Annotated in this window: 39 protein-coding genes; 37 read left to right on the top strand and 2 right to left on the bottom strand. The window is 60.5% G+C overall.

Annotated elements, in window-relative coordinates; genetic code table 11:
- The first annotated feature begins 230 nt into the window (after positions 1 to 230).
- The 37 genes from B1991_RS14500 to B1991_RS14360 all read left to right on the top strand — a co-directional run bounded on the left by B1991_RS14500 (position 231) and on the right by B1991_RS14360 (position 16,897).
- Positions 231 to 617, top strand: coding sequence for a hypothetical protein (locus B1991_RS14500; RefSeq protein ID WP_136259389.1), 387 nt, complete (start codon positions 231 to 233; stop codon positions 615 to 617).
- Positions 614 to 811, top strand: coding sequence for a hypothetical protein (locus B1991_RS14495; RefSeq protein WP_136259388.1), 198 nt, complete (start codon positions 614 to 616; stop codon positions 809 to 811). The genes B1991_RS14500 and B1991_RS14495 overlap by 4 nt, the downstream gene beginning before the upstream one ends.
- Positions 808 to 984 carry a hypothetical protein gene (locus tag B1991_RS18755; RefSeq protein ID WP_168709668.1) on the top strand — a complete coding sequence of 59 codons (177 nt, stop codon included), beginning with the start codon at positions 808 to 810 and terminating at the stop codon, positions 982 to 984. The genes B1991_RS14495 and B1991_RS18755 overlap by 4 nt, the downstream gene beginning before the upstream one ends.
- Positions 984 to 1,985, top strand: a complete 1,002-nt coding sequence (locus B1991_RS18880; RefSeq protein WP_210772142.1) for an HNH endonuclease — start codon at positions 984 to 986, stop codon at positions 1,983 to 1,985. The genes B1991_RS18755 and B1991_RS18880 overlap by 1 nt, the downstream gene beginning before the upstream one ends.
- Positions 1,982 to 3,397: a replicative DNA helicase gene (locus tag B1991_RS14485; protein ID WP_136259387.1), complete on the top strand. Its 1,416-nt coding sequence runs from the start codon at positions 1,982 to 1,984 to the stop codon at positions 3,395 to 3,397. Before B1991_RS18880 ends, B1991_RS14485 begins: the two co-directional genes overlap by 4 nt.
- Positions 3,397 to 3,603, top strand: a complete 207-nt coding sequence (locus B1991_RS14480; RefSeq protein WP_136259386.1) for a hypothetical protein — start codon at positions 3,397 to 3,399, stop codon at positions 3,601 to 3,603. The genes B1991_RS14485 and B1991_RS14480 overlap by 1 nt, the downstream gene beginning before the upstream one ends.
- Positions 3,600 to 5,177, top strand: coding sequence for a class I SAM-dependent methyltransferase (locus B1991_RS14475; RefSeq protein WP_136259385.1), 1,578 nt, complete (start codon positions 3,600 to 3,602; stop codon positions 5,175 to 5,177). Before B1991_RS14480 ends, B1991_RS14475 begins: the two co-directional genes overlap by 4 nt.
- A complete protein-coding gene (locus tag B1991_RS19130; RefSeq protein ID WP_168709667.1) occupies positions 5,174 to 5,842 on the top strand; it encodes a DNA-methyltransferase in 669 nt (222 codons plus the stop codon). The genes B1991_RS14475 and B1991_RS19130 overlap by 4 nt, the downstream gene beginning before the upstream one ends.
- On the top strand, positions 5,839 to 6,051 hold the full coding sequence (locus B1991_RS14465; RefSeq protein WP_136259384.1) for a hypothetical protein: 213 nt from the start codon (positions 5,839 to 5,841) through the stop codon (positions 6,049 to 6,051). Before B1991_RS19130 ends, B1991_RS14465 begins: the two co-directional genes overlap by 4 nt.
- Positions 6,048 to 6,452: a NinB/YbcN family protein gene (locus tag B1991_RS14460; RefSeq protein WP_136259383.1), complete on the top strand. Its 405-nt coding sequence runs from the start codon at positions 6,048 to 6,050 to the stop codon at positions 6,450 to 6,452. Before B1991_RS14465 ends, B1991_RS14460 begins: the two co-directional genes overlap by 4 nt.
- Positions 6,449 to 7,222 carry a DNA cytosine methyltransferase gene (locus tag B1991_RS14455; protein WP_136259382.1) on the top strand — a complete coding sequence of 258 codons (774 nt, stop codon included), beginning with the start codon at positions 6,449 to 6,451 and terminating at the stop codon, positions 7,220 to 7,222. The genes B1991_RS14460 and B1991_RS14455 overlap by 4 nt, the downstream gene beginning before the upstream one ends.
- Positions 7,219 to 7,632, top strand: coding sequence for a nuclease domain-containing protein (locus B1991_RS14450; protein ID WP_136259381.1), 414 nt, complete (start codon positions 7,219 to 7,221; stop codon positions 7,630 to 7,632). The genes B1991_RS14455 and B1991_RS14450 overlap by 4 nt, the downstream gene beginning before the upstream one ends.
- Positions 7,632 to 7,967, top strand: coding sequence for a hypothetical protein (locus B1991_RS14445; protein WP_136259380.1), 336 nt, complete (start codon positions 7,632 to 7,634; stop codon positions 7,965 to 7,967). Before B1991_RS14450 ends, B1991_RS14445 begins: the two co-directional genes overlap by 1 nt.
- Positions 7,964 to 8,191, top strand: coding sequence for a hypothetical protein (locus tag B1991_RS14440; RefSeq protein WP_136259379.1), 228 nt, complete (start codon positions 7,964 to 7,966; stop codon positions 8,189 to 8,191). The genes B1991_RS14445 and B1991_RS14440 overlap by 4 nt, the downstream gene beginning before the upstream one ends.
- Positions 8,188 to 8,592, top strand: coding sequence for a VRR-NUC domain-containing protein (locus tag B1991_RS14435; protein WP_136259378.1), 405 nt, complete (start codon positions 8,188 to 8,190; stop codon positions 8,590 to 8,592). The genes B1991_RS14440 and B1991_RS14435 overlap by 4 nt, the downstream gene beginning before the upstream one ends.
- 4 nt (positions 8,593 to 8,596) lie before the next feature.
- Positions 8,597 to 8,881: a hypothetical protein gene (locus B1991_RS14430; RefSeq protein WP_136259377.1), complete on the top strand. Its 285-nt coding sequence runs from the start codon at positions 8,597 to 8,599 to the stop codon at positions 8,879 to 8,881.
- Positions 8,882 to 8,927: 46 nt separating this feature from the next.
- Positions 8,928 to 9,074: a hypothetical protein gene (locus tag B1991_RS18745; RefSeq protein WP_168709666.1), complete on the top strand. Its 147-nt coding sequence runs from the start codon at positions 8,928 to 8,930 to the stop codon at positions 9,072 to 9,074.
- Positions 9,071 to 9,286: a hypothetical protein gene (locus B1991_RS14425; RefSeq protein ID WP_136259376.1), complete on the top strand. Its 216-nt coding sequence runs from the start codon at positions 9,071 to 9,073 to the stop codon at positions 9,284 to 9,286. The genes B1991_RS18745 and B1991_RS14425 overlap by 4 nt, the downstream gene beginning before the upstream one ends.
- Positions 9,287 to 9,410: 124 nt before the next feature.
- Complete coding sequence (locus B1991_RS18740) at positions 9,411 to 9,578, top strand: hypothetical protein (RefSeq protein ID WP_168709665.1); 168 nt, start codon at positions 9,411 to 9,413, stop codon at positions 9,576 to 9,578.
- A complete protein-coding gene (locus B1991_RS18735; RefSeq protein ID WP_168709664.1) occupies positions 9,578 to 10,228 on the top strand; it encodes a hypothetical protein in 651 nt (216 codons plus the stop codon). Before B1991_RS18740 ends, B1991_RS18735 begins: the two co-directional genes overlap by 1 nt.
- The gene (locus B1991_RS18730) at positions 10,225 to 10,443 is read left to right on the top strand and encodes a hypothetical protein (protein WP_168709663.1); all 219 of its coding nucleotides are present in this window, start codon (positions 10,225 to 10,227) and stop codon (positions 10,441 to 10,443) included. Before B1991_RS18735 ends, B1991_RS18730 begins: the two co-directional genes overlap by 4 nt.
- The gene (locus tag B1991_RS14420; RefSeq protein WP_168709662.1) at positions 10,440 to 11,393 is read left to right on the top strand and encodes a helix-turn-helix domain-containing protein; all 954 of its coding nucleotides are present in this window, start codon (positions 10,440 to 10,442) and stop codon (positions 11,391 to 11,393) included. The genes B1991_RS18730 and B1991_RS14420 overlap by 4 nt, the downstream gene beginning before the upstream one ends.
- Positions 11,390 to 11,956 carry a hypothetical protein gene (locus tag B1991_RS14415; protein WP_136259374.1) on the top strand — a complete coding sequence of 189 codons (567 nt, stop codon included), beginning with the start codon at positions 11,390 to 11,392 and terminating at the stop codon, positions 11,954 to 11,956. Before B1991_RS14420 ends, B1991_RS14415 begins: the two co-directional genes overlap by 4 nt.
- 52 nt (positions 11,957 to 12,008) lie before the next feature.
- Positions 12,009 to 12,212, top strand: coding sequence for a hypothetical protein (locus B1991_RS14410; RefSeq protein WP_136259373.1), 204 nt, complete (start codon positions 12,009 to 12,011; stop codon positions 12,210 to 12,212).
- Complete coding sequence (locus B1991_RS14405; protein WP_136259372.1) at positions 12,209 to 12,445, top strand: hypothetical protein; 237 nt, start codon at positions 12,209 to 12,211, stop codon at positions 12,443 to 12,445. The genes B1991_RS14410 and B1991_RS14405 overlap by 4 nt, the downstream gene beginning before the upstream one ends.
- Positions 12,442 to 13,083, top strand: a complete 642-nt coding sequence (locus B1991_RS14400; RefSeq protein WP_136259371.1) for a hypothetical protein — start codon at positions 12,442 to 12,444, stop codon at positions 13,081 to 13,083. Before B1991_RS14405 ends, B1991_RS14400 begins: the two co-directional genes overlap by 4 nt.
- A gap of 492 nt (positions 13,084 to 13,575) precedes the next feature.
- Complete coding sequence (locus tag B1991_RS14395) at positions 13,576 to 13,794, top strand: hypothetical protein (RefSeq protein WP_136259370.1); 219 nt, start codon at positions 13,576 to 13,578, stop codon at positions 13,792 to 13,794.
- A gap of 121 nt (positions 13,795 to 13,915) precedes the next feature.
- Complete coding sequence (locus B1991_RS14390) at positions 13,916 to 14,140, top strand: hypothetical protein (protein ID WP_136259369.1); 225 nt, start codon at positions 13,916 to 13,918, stop codon at positions 14,138 to 14,140.
- Between the two features lie 40 nt (positions 14,141 to 14,180).
- Positions 14,181 to 14,327, top strand: a complete 147-nt coding sequence (locus B1991_RS18725) for a hypothetical protein (RefSeq protein ID WP_168709661.1) — start codon at positions 14,181 to 14,183, stop codon at positions 14,325 to 14,327.
- 61 nt (positions 14,328 to 14,388) lie between these two features.
- Positions 14,389 to 14,859 carry a lysozyme gene (locus B1991_RS14385; protein WP_246031185.1) on the top strand — a complete coding sequence of 157 codons (471 nt, stop codon included), beginning with the start codon at positions 14,389 to 14,391 and terminating at the stop codon, positions 14,857 to 14,859.
- Complete coding sequence (locus B1991_RS19125; protein WP_281280566.1) at positions 14,856 to 14,990, top strand: hypothetical protein; 135 nt, start codon at positions 14,856 to 14,858, stop codon at positions 14,988 to 14,990. Before B1991_RS14385 ends, B1991_RS19125 begins: the two co-directional genes overlap by 4 nt.
- Before the next feature lie 3 nt (positions 14,991 to 14,993).
- Entirely contained in the window at positions 14,994 to 15,287 is a 294-nt protein-coding gene (locus B1991_RS14380) for a trypsin-like serine protease (protein ID WP_136259368.1), read from the top strand.
- A 9-nt stretch (positions 15,288 to 15,296) separates the two neighbouring features.
- Positions 15,297 to 15,572: a trypsin-like peptidase domain-containing protein gene (locus tag B1991_RS14375; RefSeq protein WP_136259367.1), complete on the top strand. Its 276-nt coding sequence runs from the start codon at positions 15,297 to 15,299 to the stop codon at positions 15,570 to 15,572.
- Between the two features lie 102 nt (positions 15,573 to 15,674).
- Positions 15,675 to 16,097 (top strand): GIY-YIG nuclease family protein, encoded by a 423-nt coding sequence (locus tag B1991_RS14370; protein ID WP_136259366.1) that lies wholly within the window; start codon positions 15,675 to 15,677, stop codon positions 16,095 to 16,097.
- Between the two features lie 17 nt (positions 16,098 to 16,114).
- On the top strand, positions 16,115 to 16,513 hold the full coding sequence (locus tag B1991_RS14365; protein WP_136259365.1) for a hypothetical protein: 399 nt from the start codon (positions 16,115 to 16,117) through the stop codon (positions 16,511 to 16,513).
- Positions 16,425 to 16,697: an Rz1-like lysis system protein LysC gene (lysC, locus tag B1991_RS19185; RefSeq protein WP_425466698.1), complete on the top strand. Its 273-nt coding sequence runs from the start codon at positions 16,425 to 16,427 to the stop codon at positions 16,695 to 16,697. The genes B1991_RS14365 and lysC overlap by 89 nt, the downstream gene beginning before the upstream one ends.
- Complete coding sequence (locus tag B1991_RS14360) at positions 16,694 to 16,897, top strand: hypothetical protein (protein ID WP_136259364.1); 204 nt, start codon at positions 16,694 to 16,696, stop codon at positions 16,895 to 16,897. Before lysC ends, B1991_RS14360 begins: the two co-directional genes overlap by 4 nt.
- Before the next feature lies 1 nt (position 16,898).
- On the opposite strand, the gene B1991_RS14355 is transcribed toward B1991_RS14360, so the two are convergent.
- The gene (locus tag B1991_RS14355; RefSeq protein ID WP_136259363.1) at positions 16,899 to 17,090 is read right to left on the bottom strand and encodes a hypothetical protein; all 192 of its coding nucleotides are present in this window, start codon (positions 17,088 to 17,090) and stop codon (positions 16,899 to 16,901) included.
- 3 nt (positions 17,091 to 17,093) lie between these two features.
- Positions 17,094 to 17,288 carry a hypothetical protein gene (locus tag B1991_RS14350; protein WP_136259362.1) on the bottom strand — a complete coding sequence of 65 codons (195 nt, stop codon included), beginning with the start codon at positions 17,286 to 17,288 and terminating at the stop codon, positions 17,094 to 17,096.
- Between the last annotated feature and the right edge of the window lie 129 nt (positions 17,289 to 17,417).

Genomic DNA, 17,417 nt, shown 5'->3' with positions numbered 1-17,417 from the left:
TATGCCGAGATTGCGGGAGCCACTGGGTCGAAGCTGTCAACCATTGGCAGCATCGCCAGCGGCGCGGCGAAGTCTCCGCGAGGCGACCTCGCGCTGAGGCTGCACACGTTGTACCTGCAACGCGCAAATGAAGTCGAAAAAGCTGCCTGAGTCCATGACGGCTCGCCTGAAAGGGTGGGCCACATTTTTGCCCGCAACCCATAAACCAACGCAAACCAAGGCAAGCAACCATGCACCAACACGAATTGCGAATCCTGAGTTCTGTGCCCGCGCTGGATCGCATCGACGATGCGCTGATTGAGCGCTGCGTAAGCTTCCAGCAGGCACTCGCCGTGAGCCGTGCAATGGGACGGCGCAAGCCTAACGACGCCGCGCTAGCCAACGCCGTGGGCGTTCTGCCGTGCGTCTGGTCGCGCATCCAAAACAAGCCTAAGAACCGGCCCGCCTACACGCCAGAAGATCGCTACCCGGCGCTGTGTGACGCGTTGGGCAACGTCGGCGTTATCCAGTGGCTTGCCGCTCAGGTTGGCATGGAACTGGTGCCGAAGGTTGAGACGCGCGAGCAGTTGCTGCGCCGCGAGCTGGCCGAAATCGAACAGGCGAGGGCGGCCGCATGAGCTTCTTTTCGCGATTCGCTAACCGCGAACGTACCTCCCCGCAGCGTAAGCATGCCCGCATCGTCGTGAAGCCGATGCGCCGTGAGCGTGAATCGGAATTTCGCGAACCCAGCGCCGAGGAAGTTGATCGCATCCGCTTCGCATTGGCCCAGCGCCGGTTCGACATGGACGGCAAAGGGGGTGGCGAGGCATGAACATGCCCATCCCTTTCTCAGAGGTGATCGGAAGGCTCCAGGACGTCGCTGCACGCTTCGACCGTGGCGAGGCTACGCGGCAGGAATTGCAGGATGCGCTGATGCAGCTTGAGGGCGCTAAGAGGGTGGTTAGCGAGGCGTTGGTGGTTCGGTCGGTGGAGGTGGGGGAGTAATGAGTCGCGCCCGCAACATCAAGCCTGGATTCTTCAAGAACGACATTCTTGCTGAGTGCTCCGCTACGACGCGCCTTCTGTTTATAGCGCTCTGGTGTGAGGCCGACCGGGAGGGCCGATTGGAGTACAGGCCCAAAAGGATCAAGCCGGCCTGCCTGCCGTATGACGACGTGGACATTGAGGATGCGGTAGCGGAGTTGGCTGATCGCGGCTTCCTTTCGCTATATGAGTCCGCTGGCGCTCAGTACATCCAAATTGTGAATTGGGCGAAACACCAGAACCCCCACCACAAAGAAGTCGGAAGCGAGATTCCTGCACCGCCTGGGCATATCGACACGGTTTGCGCCGGGTACATCCCGCTGAGCAACACGATACGCAACAGGATCTATGCGCGAGATGGCCGCGTTTGCAAAGAATGCGGCGCCACCCACGGACTATCAATCGACCACATCGTGCCGGTGAGTCGTGGAGGGAATTCCACGGACGACAACCTTCAAGTCTTGTGTCTTGGTTGTAACGTCCGGAAAGGAAACAAGTTTCATGCATCAATCATGGATGATTCATGCATGGCTAAAGCAAGCGTTAAGCAAATCGCTTCTTGTCCCACTGATTCCCTCTTACTGATTCCTGATTCCCTTCAAGAGATACCGCCCGCAGTTCCTGCGGACGCCCCTATCAAGCCTTCCAAGCCGAAGGGCGCAAGCGGCATCGAACTGCAAACGTGGATCGACTCGCTCCCGGCTGACCAGGACGCGATCGCCGACGACGATCCGATTTTTGACTACGCCGACTCCATCGGGCTTCCCGCCAACTACATCGCGCTGGCTTGGGCGTGGTTCAAGACTTCGATGGCCGGCAAGCGCAAGAAGGACTGGCGCGCGCACTTCCGCAACGCCGTCCGCAATGGCTGGCCGAAATACTGGTGGCCGACCGATGACGGCGGCTGGCGGCTGAGCCCCGCCGGCGAACAGGCGAAGCGCGCAATGGACGCCCAATCATGAGCGCCATGCCCGACTTCGAGCGCACCCCCGCCGACATTGCGACGCTGCGTGTCCCGCCTCACGACGTCACCGCCGAACAGGCCGTGCTTGGCGCGCTAATGCTCGCCCCCGACTCGCTGGCGAAGATTTCCGACTGGCTGAGCGAGGACGATTTCTACCGCGCCGACCACCGGATCATTTACCGCGCTGTGTCCGCGCTGATTGGTCGCGGCTCGCCCGTCGATACCGTGACCATGATGGATTGGTTCGACGACAACGACATGGCCGGGATGATCGGCGGCGCGGCGTACCTGATCGAACTGAACGAAGCGACGGCGAGTGCCGCAAACATCGTGGCGTATGCGGAGATCGTTTCGCAAAAGTCCCGCCTGCGTGCCGCGATAAACGCCGGCATGAACCTGACGGAAGCCGCGTGGAAGCGCGGGGCGGACGCTGAGCAAGTCATCGGCGCCGCTACCCATGAGCTGGCGCAGATGCACGCCAGCAAGCTGCGGGGCGGATTGGAGCCGGCGAAGGTCGGCATGATCCGGATGCAGTCGGAACTGATGGAGCGCTACCGTCGCGGCCCGCTGCTGCTGGGCCAGCCGTGGCCGTGGCAGGAGCTTAACCATTGCACCAAAGGACTGCGCGATTCGGTGGTGTACATCGTCGCGGCCCGCCCCAGCATGGGCAAGTCGGTTATGGGTTTGCAGGTTGCGATAAACAACGCATTGAACGGCAACAACACCGCGTTTTTCAGTGTTGAAATGAGCGCCGACGAATGCATGGCGCGTGCCGTGGCGTGCGTGGGCGAGATTCCGCACGAATGGGTAGAAAGCCCGAACGACAAGGACATGGATGCGGATTTCTACTGGTCGCGCCTGTCTACCGCCACGCAACGCATCATCGAATCGCCGCTGCTGATCGACGAAACGCCGTCCATTTCCATCGCGCAATTGATGGCCCGCGCCCGCCGCGCGCACATGCAGAAAGCGTTGCGCCTAATCGTGGTGGATCACATGCACGACATGGCGATTGATCCGAAACAGGCGCGCTTCGATTACGGACTGATCGTGCAGGGCGGCAAGGTGTTGGCGAAGGAGTTCAAGTGCCCGGTGGTCATCCTGGCGCAGCTCAACCGGCAAGCGGCGAGCCGCACCGACAAACGCCCGACGATGACCGATCTGCGCGAGTCCGGCGAAATCGAACAGAAAGCCGACGTGATCCTGTTCCTGCATCGCGAGGACTACTACGACAAAAACACGCACATGAAAGGCGTGGTCGAAGTCATCCCGGCGAAGGGGCGAAACATCAAGACCGGCGAGAACATCCTGCTGAAGAACGTGTTCAGCGAAATGCGTATGGCGGATTGGGTTGGCGAGTGGCCCGAAGCGCCGGAGCGCGAACACAAGAGCGGGCGGGGGATGCGCTGATGAACGATCGCGAGCTGTACGAAACCGACCGCCCCGCATGGATCAATCAAGCGGCGCCGCGCATGGCGAAGATATTCACCGACACGCCGGACGCCACGCTGGCCGGTATGTGGTCACGCATGCCCCGCGACTACCAGACCGCCGTATGGCAGCACCTGGACGAATCATCACGCGCGCGAATCCGCGCATTGAGGGCAGCAGCATGAACGCGATGTTGAAAGAATCGCACGCGGGCGAGTTGGTCGAGGCCGATGAGTTCTTCGCGCCAACACCCTACGGCCTGATTGACGGCTTGTTTGGGCAGTACCACGCGATGCGCGCACGGGTCGAGCACCTGTCCGCGCTGATGGACGACGAAAACGGCATGGCGCTGGGCTACTTCAAGACCGGCAACGCGAACGACGATCACCGCTTCCCGGATGCGTCGCGTCTGTTCCTTGTCGGCCCGGCACTCAAGGCGCTGGATGCCGATTTCTGGCAGCGCACGCTGAGTTTGACCGATGTCTACGACTGCATGCCGGCGAAGCGCCGCGAGGAATGGAACGAATCCATCCGCAAGCTGACCACGCCGGAGTTCACCGAGGACAACGTGGCCGCGACGATGGAAGCGCTGATGACGGCACGCGGCAAGTTCCTGGCCGAGCGCGTGGACGGCATCTTTCAGGGCTTGTCGCGAACGCACGTCACCAATTCGCCCGCCGGTTTCAGCAAGCGGATGATTATCGACTACGTGTTCAGCTACTACCAATCGTTCGGCACACCGAAGGCCGAGCTGATTAACGATCTTCGCCGCGTGATCGCGAAGTTCATGGGTCGCGATGAGCCGGGCCGGGACGCCAGTCGCCGCATGCTGGAAACGTGCCGGGCCGATCACGGTGTATGGCACTCGCTGGACGGTGGCGCGCTGCGCATTCGCTGCTACCTGAAAGGCACGGCGCACCTTGAGGTGCACGAGGATATGGCGTGGCGCTTGAACGCCATCCTGCACACGCTGTACCCGCGAGCTATCCCGTCCAGTTTCCGCACGCAGCCGAAAAAGAAGGCTAAGACCTTCACGATGATGGGTCGCCCGCTGCCGTTCGCGGTGCTGAAGATTCTGGACGACATGCGGATCAAGGGCTGCGCCGCAACCTTTGGCTACGCCCAGACCGACCAGGCATCAGGCAAGGAAGTCGCCCGCGTCCTGCAAAGCATCGGCGGCGTCCGCACGGACAACGGCTGGTCATTCGATTACGACCCGACCGACGTTATCCGCGAGATTCGGTTGTCGGGTTGCGTGCCGGACAAGGTCAGTCACCAGTATTACCCGACACCGGAGAATGTGGCGCGGACGGCAGTTGACATGCTGGACGCTGGCGAGCTCGGCGATTGCACGTTCCTTGAGCCAAGCGCCGGGCAGGGCGCCATTGCATCGCTGTTGCCGCCTGACTTCACGCAGTGCGTCGAAATTAGCGGCCTTCACTGCACGATTCTGGAAGCGAAGGGTTACAAGGTCGCGCAGGGCGACTTCCTTGAATGGGCCGAAAAGGCTCGCGGCGAGTCGCGGCTGTTCGATCGCGTCTGCATGAACCCGCCTTACAGCGAAGGCCGCTACCTCGCCCATCTGCAAGCCGCTGCGTCACTGCTCGCACCCGGTGGCCGCGTCGTCTGCATCCTCCCCGCATCGCAGCGCGGCAAGGATCTGATTCCGGGGCTGGCCTACGAATGGTCGGAGGTGTTCGCGAACCAATTTGACGGCACGTCCATTGACGTTGCCATCTATGCGGGGAGCAAGGCATGACCACTCCCGTAACCATCGGCAACGCCACGCTGCATCTCGGCGACTGCCGCGAAATCCTGCCGACCTTGCCGAAGGTGGACGCGGTGATTACTGACCCGCCTTATGGGATTGGCCGCGCGGGGCAGTCAGGAATGCGTGGGGCCAAGCGTGGACGGATTAACACGCGCACCGAGCATGAGGACTTGGGCTGGGATCACGACCGCCCGACGCAAGGCGTAATTGACATGATGGTTAGCGCGGGCAAGGTGGCTGTGATTTGGGGTGGAAACTACCTGGCCGATTTTCTCCCCGCTGAGTCCAAGTGGCTTGTGTGGGACAAGGGCCAAAGCATCAACCAAGCGGACGGCGAGCTTGCGTGGACGAATGTGGGCGGAGCCATGCGGATCATCCGCATCAACCGCTGCGAGATTGGTCAGGACGCCGACCACTGGCGCGGCCCGTCTTTCCACCCAACACAGAAGCCGGTGCGCCTTATGGATTGGTGCATTGCTCAGGCCGGAAACCCGCAAACGATCCTTGACCCATTTATGGGCAGTGGCACAACCGGCGTGGCCTGCATGAACTTGGGCCGCAACTTCATCGGCATCGAGCGCGAGCCCAAGTATTTCGATATCGCCTGCCGCCGCATCGAGGACGCGCAGCGCCAGCAGAGGATGTTCGCATGACCCCAAAAGAATCCGTCGCCATCAATCACGCCGAACTTGAACGCCTGGCCCGCGAGATGTGCGACTCGCGCAACGGTGCCGGCCACTACGACGCGAAGGGAACGAAGCGTGCGCACTGGCGCAAGCGTGCCTTGCCACTGGCCGTGCTGGCGAGTGAGCCGCAAGGGATTGGCAGGACGCTGATGCAGGCGTGTGGGTGGCTGAAATGAAGCTCGCCACCGAATCAGACCGCACGCGATTCATCGCGTTTGTGCAGGGCCAGCCCTTGCCGTTGGACGTGGATTGCAAGCCGTGGCGCAAGTCGCGCAGCAATGACCAGAACGCGATGTTGTGGGCCATGTACGCGCCGCTGGCCGAACACATGGGCTATGACGCGGAAGACGTGCACGAATGGATGTGCGGCCACTTTTGGGGCTGGAAAGATATCAAGGTTCCAAAAACGCCACGCAACCCGGAAGGGCTGGCAAGCGTCCCGATGCGATCCACGACACGCGATGAAAACGGTAAGCGCAACGTGATCGACAAGGCGACGTTCTCCAAGTTTGTCGAGATGGTTGACCGCGTGGCGGCTCAGGCCGGGGTGTTTATTCCGATGAGGGAGGCGGCATGAATTACTACAACGAAATTGACCCCTACGCCGCCGATTGGCTGCGAAACCTGATTGACGCTGGGCACATTGCTCTGGGCGTCGTGGACGAAAGGAGCATTGAAGATGTCCGACCCGACGAACTTGCCGGATACGTGCAATGTCATTTCTTCGCTGGGCTCGGCGGCTGGGCCTACGCCCTGGACCTTGCCGGATGGCCGCGTGATCGACCCGTGTGGACTGGCTCATGCCCTTGCCAGCCTTTCAGCGCGGCAGGTAAAGGCGCTGGGTTTGCAGACGAGCGGCATCTATGGCCCGCCTGGCAGCACCTCATCAACCAGTGCCGCCCTTCAGTCATCTTTGGAGAGCAGGTTGCGAAAGCGGCTGAATGGCTCCGCGTTGTGTCGAGTGATCTGGAAGGAATGGATTACGCCGTGGGGTGCATGCCTATCGAGGCCGCGAGCGCAGGTGGCGAGGACCTTCGCGACCGCCTCTACTTTGTGGCCGACTGCATCAAAGACGGATTCAACGGGGCGCGGATACCACAAGAGCAACGGCCGCGTTTATCTCGCGCTCCCCGGAGCTTTGATGGTTTCCCTTGGGCTTCCCTACCAATGCCCGCAAACGCGGAGGATTTCAGGAGCGTTCTACTGCTGCCTGATGGGGCTTCCGATGATTTGGCATCAATTGCGGCCTACGGCAACGCGATCAATGCGCAAGCCGCGCAAGCCTTCATCGAAAGCTACTGCGAAGCCCGAGGCTTGATCTTCGGTGAAATGGCGGTGGCCGCATGATCCGCTCCCCCATGCCACCACGATCCGCGCCGATCAAGCGCGCCACCACGATTCGCGCCAGCGGTAAGCGAATGAAGGCATCGCGGCCGAAGATGACGCCAGCACGCGCGAACGCGAAAGGCCAGCCGTGCACATTGCAACTACCCGGCTGCTATCCCGGCCCGGATAACGAGCAAGTCCAACTGTGCCATCTGCGCATGTTCAGCGGCGGCGGCACTGGCCTAAAGCCACACGACGCCGAAGCGGTATTCGGTTGTACGCACTGCCACGACCTTATCGACGGACGCCGGCATCTGATCCCGGAACTGCGCGAACAGGTGAGCTTTTTTGAACACATCGCATGGGCGCTGATCCGAACGGGGCGGCTGCAACGCGAAGCTGGCGTGTCTATTTGGAAAGGAGAAAAGTAATGCAGCCCATCCACATCGAAACCCTGTCTGCGAAACCCGCAGCGGCACAGATCGCCAACATCCTGCGCAACAGTTCCGCACCGTGGCTGGTCTGGTCGGCGAATGACGAGGGATACATGATGGCGCCAGCGTCCAGCCGCGAGGCATCGGCGGTGCGGCGCTACTACCCGAGCATCATCGCCGGATCGTTCCTGCGCGATTCGCCGCGAGCTATTGCGGCGCAGCTCAAGCGAGCGCGGGCCAGCGCGGCGGTACACGGGCCGGCAAACACGCCGGAGCGTAAGGCGTGGCAGGCCGCGTACAAGCGCCAGCGTCGCGCGATGGTGGCGGCATGATCCGGCAGTTCTGGTGGGGCATGGGGCAGTTCTGCCCGCGATGCGCAGCGAAAGGATTCACCGGCGAGGATTGCTGGTGGCCGGCGAATGACGGTGATTTCTGGCAGCGACGCAACGCTGGCTCGCGGGTGGCGCAGTTCCGCAATGAATGTCTCGCGTGTACGGCTGAGCGCAAGGCGGCCAGCTATGCGCGCAGGACGGCGGAAGTGCGGGAGGCTGCATGACGCGCCACCCCACCACGTTCAAGCTGACCGCGCCCAAGCCACCCGTGCCGACGGAATACGACGAGCAAGCGGCGCTGATCGAGTGGGCCGATCTGGCGAGCCGCAAGTATCCCGAGTTGAAGTGGCTGCACTCCATCCCGAACGGCGCGCATACGCACATCGTCACGGCGATGAAATTGAAAAAGTCCGGGGTGCGCAAAGGCATTCCCGACCTGGAATTACCGGCAGCGCGGAAGGGATACCACGCCCTGTACATCGAAATGAAGCGCATCAAGGGTGGTCGCGTTGATCCTGAGCAAGTCGCCTGCCACGCCTATTTGCGCGACGCGGGCTATCACGTCGTCGTTTGCAAGGGATGGGAAGCGGCGAAGGCTGAAATCTTGGATTACCTGAAGGGGTGAGCTTATGAACTACGCGCATTTCGCTGAGTACGTCCGCAAGGTTGAGGACGATCTGATTCATAAATTTAGCGTATCGCGCGACGGGGCAAGGCGGATCGCGCAACGCCTTGAACTGGACGCGTTCAAAGACTACACGGACACGAAGGATCGAAACCAGTTGGTCATCGAATACCGCGAGCTTGGGCCTTGCCTTCTGGCCGAGCGCATGGGCGTATCGCGCGACACTGTAACGCGCCGATATAACGCGGCTGTTGCCGCAAATTCTCCGCAGGCAGTAGACGCCGCATAACGCACGCCACGGGTTCAAATGTCTCAATCAAAAGAGGGTTGAGGCAATGACCGAAAAAACGATTGCAGCACAGCAAGCCGAGTTTCAGCAATGGTACGAGGAATGGCTGAACGTTGACGGCGAACGTACGCCTGAAGCTCTGCTGGACTATTTCAAGACGCGGCTTTGCGTAGTGTTCGGGTTTATGTCATGACCCAACTAGCCGAAGTCGAATTGCAAAACACGCTGGACACGCTGCGCCATTGCGTAGCCGGACAGACCTTCGCCGAAGCGCCTGAGACGTTCAAGGATATCGAATCGACCAAGGTTCGATTGAACGTGCTGCGCGATCCCGACCATTACCAGAAATTGCAGGCTGCGTCGGCTGCGAAACGTCCGCGTGCGCGGCGAGGGGCGCGGGCATGAAGGCGCGAATCGTTACTGCCGCACTATCTCTTCTTTCCATCGTCGCTTTTGCGACTGCTCACACCGAGATGACCGCAACTTTCTTCGCGGCATCGCTTGTCGTCTACGCACTGCGGAGGGATGCATGAAAAAGCGCACCGCATGTTTCGGCTGGACGAAGAGGTTTCAACGCACTGTCGCGAAAGCCGGTGATCTGATGCGATCCGGACAGCACAACAAGGCTGGTGAGTTGATGGCATTCGTCAAGGCAGCCCATATCGCACGCGTCAAGCAACTGCGCGGGGTGGCGTGATGCGCGCACACACTCCCCCGTTCACCAAGCCCGAAGCCGCCTACGATTCGCGCCGCCTGTACGAAGAAACGAGCGCAATCGCGGCAGCACAAGACGCCCGCCACGCCATGACCGATGCGGAACGCGAAGCCAAGCTGCGCACCGTGGCGCACTACATCTATCACGCCAAGCTGCTGATGGATGAGGTGTTCGGGACGGAGCGGGCCAAGCTCGCCGCGCCGCCCGCTACGCCTGACTTCTCCATCGTGCAAGACCCGCCCGACTTGCCGCTTGGCTGGCTTGCCCGTGGTGGCGCGCCGGTTGAATCGGCATATCTGGCGAGCTTCGGGCCGAACGACGACATGTCGAAGAAGTCACCGAAAGCCGACACACGCGTGGCAAGTGTCGATGAAGTCGCCGCATTGCGCGAACACCTGACCGCCGAACAGTTGCGCGAGTACGGCATCGGCGATGTTGAGCCGGCAACGTTGCGTGGCATTCCGGACAGCTTCACCGACTCGCACGGCAGCCGGATCACGCGCCGCGTTACCCCGCCTTATCCGCGCGGATGGTTCGACTGCGTTCCATGTGTTGAGCCACGCCATCCGATGCACGCCGAAGCGCTGCGCCAACACGACGAACGGCTTAACGGCCCGGAGGATTCGCTGTGACCTACGAAGCAACCCGGCGTGCACCGACGCCGCCGCAACCGTCCGGCCACCTGATTGCCATCCTGTTCACGGCAGCATTCGCCACGGCTTGCATCCTCAAGTTGACGGGCGTTGTTTCCTGGCCGTGGGCGGTCATCCTCGCGCCGATCTGGCTTCCGTGGGCGTGCGCGATTGTCTTTGCCGTTACGGCGCTGGTCTTGGCGGTGCGGAAATGAGTGCCAGCAAGTCCGCTGTTCTATCCATGCTTGCCGATGGCCTGAGCCAGCGCGAGGTAAGCCGGCGCACGGGCGTATCCCGCAAGACGCTGTATCGCTGGGCGGAGGATCTGCCGAAGCCGGATGCTGCGCCGCGACGGCATATTTACGTGCCTGATACACAGGTACGGCAAGGCGTGCCTACCGACCACTTGCCGTGGGTTGGCAAGTACATCGCCAAGATGAAGCCCGACGTGATCGTGCTGGCTGGCGACTGGTACGACTGCCCAAGCATGTCCACCCATGATGCTCCCGGATCACGCACGAAAGAGGGCGCGAGGTACGTGGACGACATCAAGGCTGGTAACGATGCGCTTGACGCCTTCATGAAGCCAATTCACGCGGCAAAGGCGGGGGGCGCATGGAAGCCTGAAATACACGTCACTCTCGGGAACCATTGTGACCGAATCAGGCGGTGGCTTGAGGCCAACCCGGTCATGGACGGGGCTATCGGATACCAGGACTTCGGATTTGTGAAGCACGGGATCAAGGTGCATGACTTCCTTTGCCCCGTGATTATTGACGGCATCGCATACAGTCACTATTGGGCCGCGCCAATGACGGGGCGCGCTTACGGCGGCATGGCGTCAACCATTCTCGGCAAGCTGGGGCACAGCTTCACACAAGGGCATCGGCAGGTATTCGAGTATGCCTCGCGTAATAGCCAAGTGACCGGGCACGAAATCATTGGCCTGATTGCTGGCGCCTGCTACGTCCATGCAGAGCCATACCTTGGCTATCAGGGCAACTCACACTTTCGCGGCATCGTCGTGAAGAACGAGGTGCGTGATGGGCATTACGACCTGATGCGCGTGAGCCTTGATTATCTCGCCCGCCAGAACGTCGGCATGAGCCTTCGCAAGTACCTGGAATCCAAGTATCCGAAATCGTCATGGGAGCACATCAAGTGAACGCCCATGCGGCCGCAACGCAAGTCTGTACGAAGTGCGGTGTGGCAAAGACGCTTGATTGCTACAACATACGCCACGCTCGCGGCCAGCTTTACCGTCAGTGCCGTGATTGTATGGCGGCGCGCAAGTGGGCAGAGAAGCATCCCGAAAGACATCTCGCGTTTCAGCGGCAATGGGCGGCCAAAAACCGTGATCGTGCACGCGCCATCTGGCGTGACATGGCCGCAAGACGCAGGAAAGACCCATCGTACCGTCTTGAAAACCGCATTCGCTGCGGCATCTACGCGTCCTTGAGTGGGCAGAAGAAAACGGCCGGCACGTTCGAGCTTATCGGGTACTCGGTGGACGAACTTCGCAGCCACCTTGAGCGCCAATTCCTCAAGGGCATGAGTTGGGGAAACATGGGCGCGTGGCATGTGGATCATATCGTGCCGGTTTCCAGTTTCACCATTACCGGCCCCGACGATCCCGAATTGCGTCGCGCATGGGCGCTCCCGAATCTCCGCCCGCTCTGGGCTGCCGACAATATCGCAAAGCGCGATAAGCGAGTGACCCTGTTATGAACGAGCACTACGAAAACGCCGAGCAGCGATTCACTTTGGCGAGGGCTGCCGCATGAAGATCGTCAAGTTTTCCGATGGTGAATATGGGGTTCGCCGCCGTGTGTGGTGGAAGCTATGGGTTGGCTTCGAGTTTCTTGACCTCACCTGTGGCGCGCTTTGGCGGGAAATGGACAGCGTCTATTTCCGTGACTGCCGAGGCAGCTATGAGCGCGCAGCAAAGAGCCTTGCTATGCGCGACAAGGGCGTTCCCGTATGAAAAACAAGCGCGTATTCCTTGAGTCCATGAAGCACAGCGATTCCTACATCCGCGTCTGTATCGACGAGGATACGGGCGGGCTTGACCTGAAACTTTCCGACTGCGACCGGCGCATCTGGTGGTACTTCGGCAAGCCGGGCGATAAGCGGGCAATCGGGAAAATGAAGGTTGTGAAATCAATCATCGACGAAGCCTACGAGCATCTGACGAAGAAGCCGGGGAAGTCCGCATGACCGCCATCGCCATCCCGCAAGCCGTAGGCGACTGGTCGCTGCGTGGCGTCGATGCCGACCAGGTATTCGCCAGCCAGCAACTGAGCGACACGGCCATGACCGCCGCCTGCCGTGTTACCGCCCGCTTTGATCCATCGTTCCCCGGCTGGCAGTTGTACCGGCGCGTTGTGGCTGGGACGAACCTGTTTGACCGCGAACTTGAAGAATGGGCCGCCAGCACGGCATGGATGCTCGCCACGGCGCACAAGGTCAGGGGCCGGGAGTACGTCAAGGCGTCGAGCCGGCGCCATGATTGGGTGGCACAAGCCGGACTTGACGCGCTGGATCACGTTGTGTGCGGCAGGTACGCGGCAGGGCTTGGCGAGCGTGCCGATGCTTTCGGCGTATCCCCGAAAACGTATCAGCGCATCCGCGACCCGATGGCTGCGTGCATGTCGATCGGGCTGGAAACGTTCGCGACGGAATTACGCGGTGAATACTTCCGCACCCGCAAGCGCGATTATTTGGACTCTAACGGAATAGAGCCAATTTCGTATGGGACACTGAAAGTAAGGGGGTCATGTTTTTCTGGCGATGAGGCCGCGCTTGGAGACGGTTGTTTCCAGCGCGAGCAATCACCCGATTCTGACACTCTGTAACTTTTGCCGCCCAGCCTCTACCGAAATCTCCCGAAGCCTCGCAAGGCCGGCAAGCTCGAACGGGCGGCGATTCATTCAGCGGCACTGGCCCATGTGAAACGTTCGGAGTCGTACCCGACACGCAAGCCAGCGCAGCACCTAGGCGAACACTGGACGCAGTGGCCACGACGGGGCGCTGATTCACTTTCGGGACTGCATCAAGATCGGGCGCGCTTAGCTGGCGTGCAATCTCACAAAGCTCCGGTTACCTGAGCGAGATTGATTCCCGGATGCAGCGGCAGCTCGCGCGGCTGCCTTCCCGATCAATCGCCGACCTGCCACGTGTAGGCACGGTAACGGGCGCCTTACAGGGCGTCTAGTCGACCGTCGCGAGACGGCCAATGCCAGCCCGAGGGCGTAATCCGGGTCTGAATTACACCACCCGTGAGCCGTTAGTGGGTTAACGGATCACGTATGCGCCACAACTTACAGGCCGTGGCCTGCGGAGGACGTATGGCAGATCTGATCGAGTACAAAGTTCGCCCTGTGACGCGGTATGTTGTGACGCGGTATGAGGGCAACGGGAAACTTGGCATGTGCGGGCAGCAAGGCGAATTCGACAACGCCGAAACAGCTCACGCTGTCGCCTATGCATTGTGCCGCGCCGAGCACGAGCGTCTCGGCTGGCCTGTTGGCGATGAGCGCATCCAGTACCCGCAACTGCCGGGTTGATCCGGCGCAATTCAACGTGTCGGTTGACTGCCAACTGTGGCGAATCAGCCGCAGTTGATATATGCCTCAATAAACCGCGTAACTGCGCCGTTTCTAACGTATAGCGCAAATGTGAGCCGCCATGCCCGACGAACCCGACAACCCGGAAGTGTTCATCCGGGACGGGGAAGTGTGGATACCGGACGGTAAGGCGCTGTGCGAAAAGATCGGCGCGCTGTACCTGTACTTCGAGGAAGGCGAGCTGTGGGCTGGCGTTGCGGGTGGCGACGATCTGGTGCGCGACCTGCTGGCCGCCTCTGAGCCGGACGACAAGCCGCGACTGGCGGCGGTACGTCCTATCAAATAATCATTCACCGCGTTGGCGGCTAACGGCAAGGACAATGCCAATGCAGGAAATCCCAAACGATGTTGCAACCGAGCTTGTCAAAGCATCACCCGCTGTGAGTGTGGGCGCCCTGACGATTTTTGGTGTTGCGCTCCCCGATGTGGTGCAGCTCGCCGCGCTGGTCTACACGCTCGGGCTGATCGCGTAGCAGTGCTACCGATTGCGCCGATGGTGGGTCGAACGGAAGCGGCGCGAGGCGGAAGCCGACCGTGCCGGGGCCTAAGGGGAAATCCGGCATAGCGCTGGGTGCCCTGCTGATGATCGCGGCTCCGCTGATCGTCCATTACGAAGGCAACGTTCCGCATACATACGCTGACGTTAACGGTGTTGCCACGGTATGCGCTGGCGAGACCGGCCCCGATGTGACATGGGGCATGCAGCTCACGATGCAGGAATGTTTGACGCGGCTGGACAAGCGTCTCGCGATCGAGTGGGGCAAGTTCGAGCCGTGCATCAAGCGCCCGATCACGATGCACCAGGCTGCTGCGCTGGCGAGTTGGGAGTGGAACGTAGGCGTTACCGCCGCATGCAACTCCACGCTGATCCGCAAGCTCAACGAAGGCCAGCCCGCCGCCGCATGGTGCAAGGAACTGCTGCGCTGGACGAACTCCGGCGGGCGCCAGCTCAAGGGGTTGGTTACCCGCCGACAAGGCGAATACGCGATGTGTGTGAAGCCATGATCCCGACAGGCCAGATTGATCCGAAATACCTGCGCGTTGCCGCATGGATTATCGGCGTTGGCGTCGTGCTGCTGGTGACGGGCTACCTCACGGCAGATCAATGGTTGTCGCTTGTCGGCAACATGCTCTAACCCATGCGCATCCTCGCCGCCCTGCTATGTGTAGGGCTGGCGTCCTGTACCGGCTTCGGCACGGTCAAGGATGCGGCGCTACACCTTCAAATTGACGGCGTGAGCTGTAGCGGAACCGTCATCGGGCCGCATGCCGTACTCAGTGCCGCGCACTGCTTCCAGTGGCCCTACACGCTGCGCATCGGCTATCAGCCGGTCAGCGTCAAGCGGGTCATGCTGGACGGCAACGATCACATCATCCTGATCGTGGGGCGCCGGTTCGACCGCTGGCCGCTGCTGGCAGAGATGCCCGATTAGGGCGGGATCGTGACCGTTCTGGGCAACCCCGGCGACATGAGTGCGCAATTCCGGCACGGCTACGTCGCGGGAGAAGTCGCTACACGTCGCGGGCTGGCGACCACGTTTGATCTGCGGATCTACTACGGCGACTCGGGTAGCGGCATTTTCAACCGCCGCAATCAGCTTGTTGGCGTTGTCAGCCTGATCTACACGCTGGACGACGGGCGTAGTCAGCTGACGATGGCCGGCGCCTACCCGCTGGCATTCACCGCTGAACAGTGGCGGGAGGCCAGAACGTATTAACCGCGCGTAGGCAGTCGCGGAGTAAACATGCTGGGAATAGGGATCGCTTCCCTTGCCTGCCGATACAGGCTACCAGCACCCATTACCTTATCGGAGGTGTAAATGTACGTCTACATGATGGGAGCCTTTAATCTTAAGGGCGAGGTCAAAACCGTAAAAATCGGAGTATCGAACGATTTGAACAAGCGCATTGCGCAACTTCAGACCGGGCAAATACTTGAAATAAAACTGATCGCGGCGTGGCACACCAATTCAAGGGCTAAGGCGTTTGCGGTCGAGTCCGACATGCATCGCAAGCTAGCCAGCAAGTGCATGAGAGGCGAATGGTTCTACCCGTGGGTTATTGAGTCGGCCATGTACACGATTAGCGACAAGATGGGGAAACGCCCCTGCATTGTGACGGGGCTGGCTAACAAGAAATACGTTGCGGCGGCGAAGCGTAACGAACAGAAGAAAATAGAAGCCGAACAGCAATGGCACGACTTGTCAGTTTTGTCAGAGTGGCGTTCGTTGAACCTAATCTGACTACGAGCTGCCCATTTATGGCGCGAATCATCCCGATCTGGGCATACATCATTCTCGCCGCGTTGCTCGCGATCGGCATCCAGCAATGGCGCGTGAGCCACTACAAGGCCCGCGTCGAATCGCTGCAATCCGTAGCGAACACGCTGCACGAAGCCAACGTTGCCAATCAGGCGACGATCAAGGCGTTACAGGCCGCGAACGACAAGTGGGCACGCGAGAGCGCCGCGAACCTGGCGAACGCGAAAATCTACACCGATGCCGCGATGGCTTTCGCGAAGAAACAACAGGCCGAAGCGGACGCGGCGAAAGCGAAACTCAGGGCCATCTATGAACGCCAACCGGATGCGAAGGCTTGGGCTGACGCTCGCGTGCCTGATTCCGTTGTGCGGGTGCTCACAAGCGCCGGTCAGGACTGAGACGGTAACGGTCAAGGTTCCAGTGTATGTCGCGCTGCCCACTGAATTGCTGCGTCCATGTGCCGTGGACATGCCGGCAACGTGGACGAACGGCACGCTGCTGGATTACGTCATCCAAATTAAAGCTTGCCTTGAAGAATCGAACGACAAGTTAATCAGGATTCGGGGGTTGCAGCCGAAGTGACTAACGACGAGCTGACCGATCAAGCCGCCGCCGACCTGATCCGCTGCTATGTGCGGCAGGACGTGATGGCAATGCTGGTCAGAACGCGCGGCACCGAGGTAAGCATCATCTGCCCGAACGGCGACAAAATGTTTATGGCTGCGCTGCTACGGGCGGCGGCCAAGTCGCTGGACGAACCGGATAGCAAGAGGGTCAACTGATTTAGGCGTAACGAGCCGCCGCAATAAGGGCGCGCTCTATGGTCTCTTTCTGGCTGTCTGCATAGCGGCTATCCAGCAGCTTCGCCAGCGCATCGGCGGCAGACGGCGACAGGGTAACGGCGATGGACTTGCCGCCTGCCTTGGCCCGCGCCTTGCGGCTGCGGGCTTGGCGTTCGGACGTGGTTGAGGGCATGGATCAGAGGTCCGCCAGCACGGTATAGACGGCGAAGGCTTGGAACATTTCGTCTTCCTTGCTGATTTTGTAAGTCCGCCCCGAGTTCAGCGTGACCCGCAGGCTGCCGTCTACGCCCTTAGACACCCGCTTGACCTTGTTCGGCTCGCTGATGGGGTTGATTCGGGCGTGGTCCATAAGGCGGTGGGCGATGTTCATGGTGTTTCCTGTTTGTTGACTGTGTAGCTAGGTTACATCGTGACTAGTCACACGTCAAGCACTTTCTGCAAAATAGCCGAAACGATAGAGTTCAGTAATTCGGAGCGTCCATGATTTCATTCGCCATCG

The sequence above is a fragment of the Rhodanobacter lindaniclasticus genome, from assembly GCF_004799035.1.
Classification (GTDB): domain Bacteria; phylum Pseudomonadota; class Gammaproteobacteria; order Xanthomonadales; family Rhodanobacteraceae; genus Rhodanobacter; species Rhodanobacter lindaniclasticus.
Note: the sequence above shows the minus strand (reverse complement) of the source record. Positions and strands in the feature narration are given on the sequence as shown.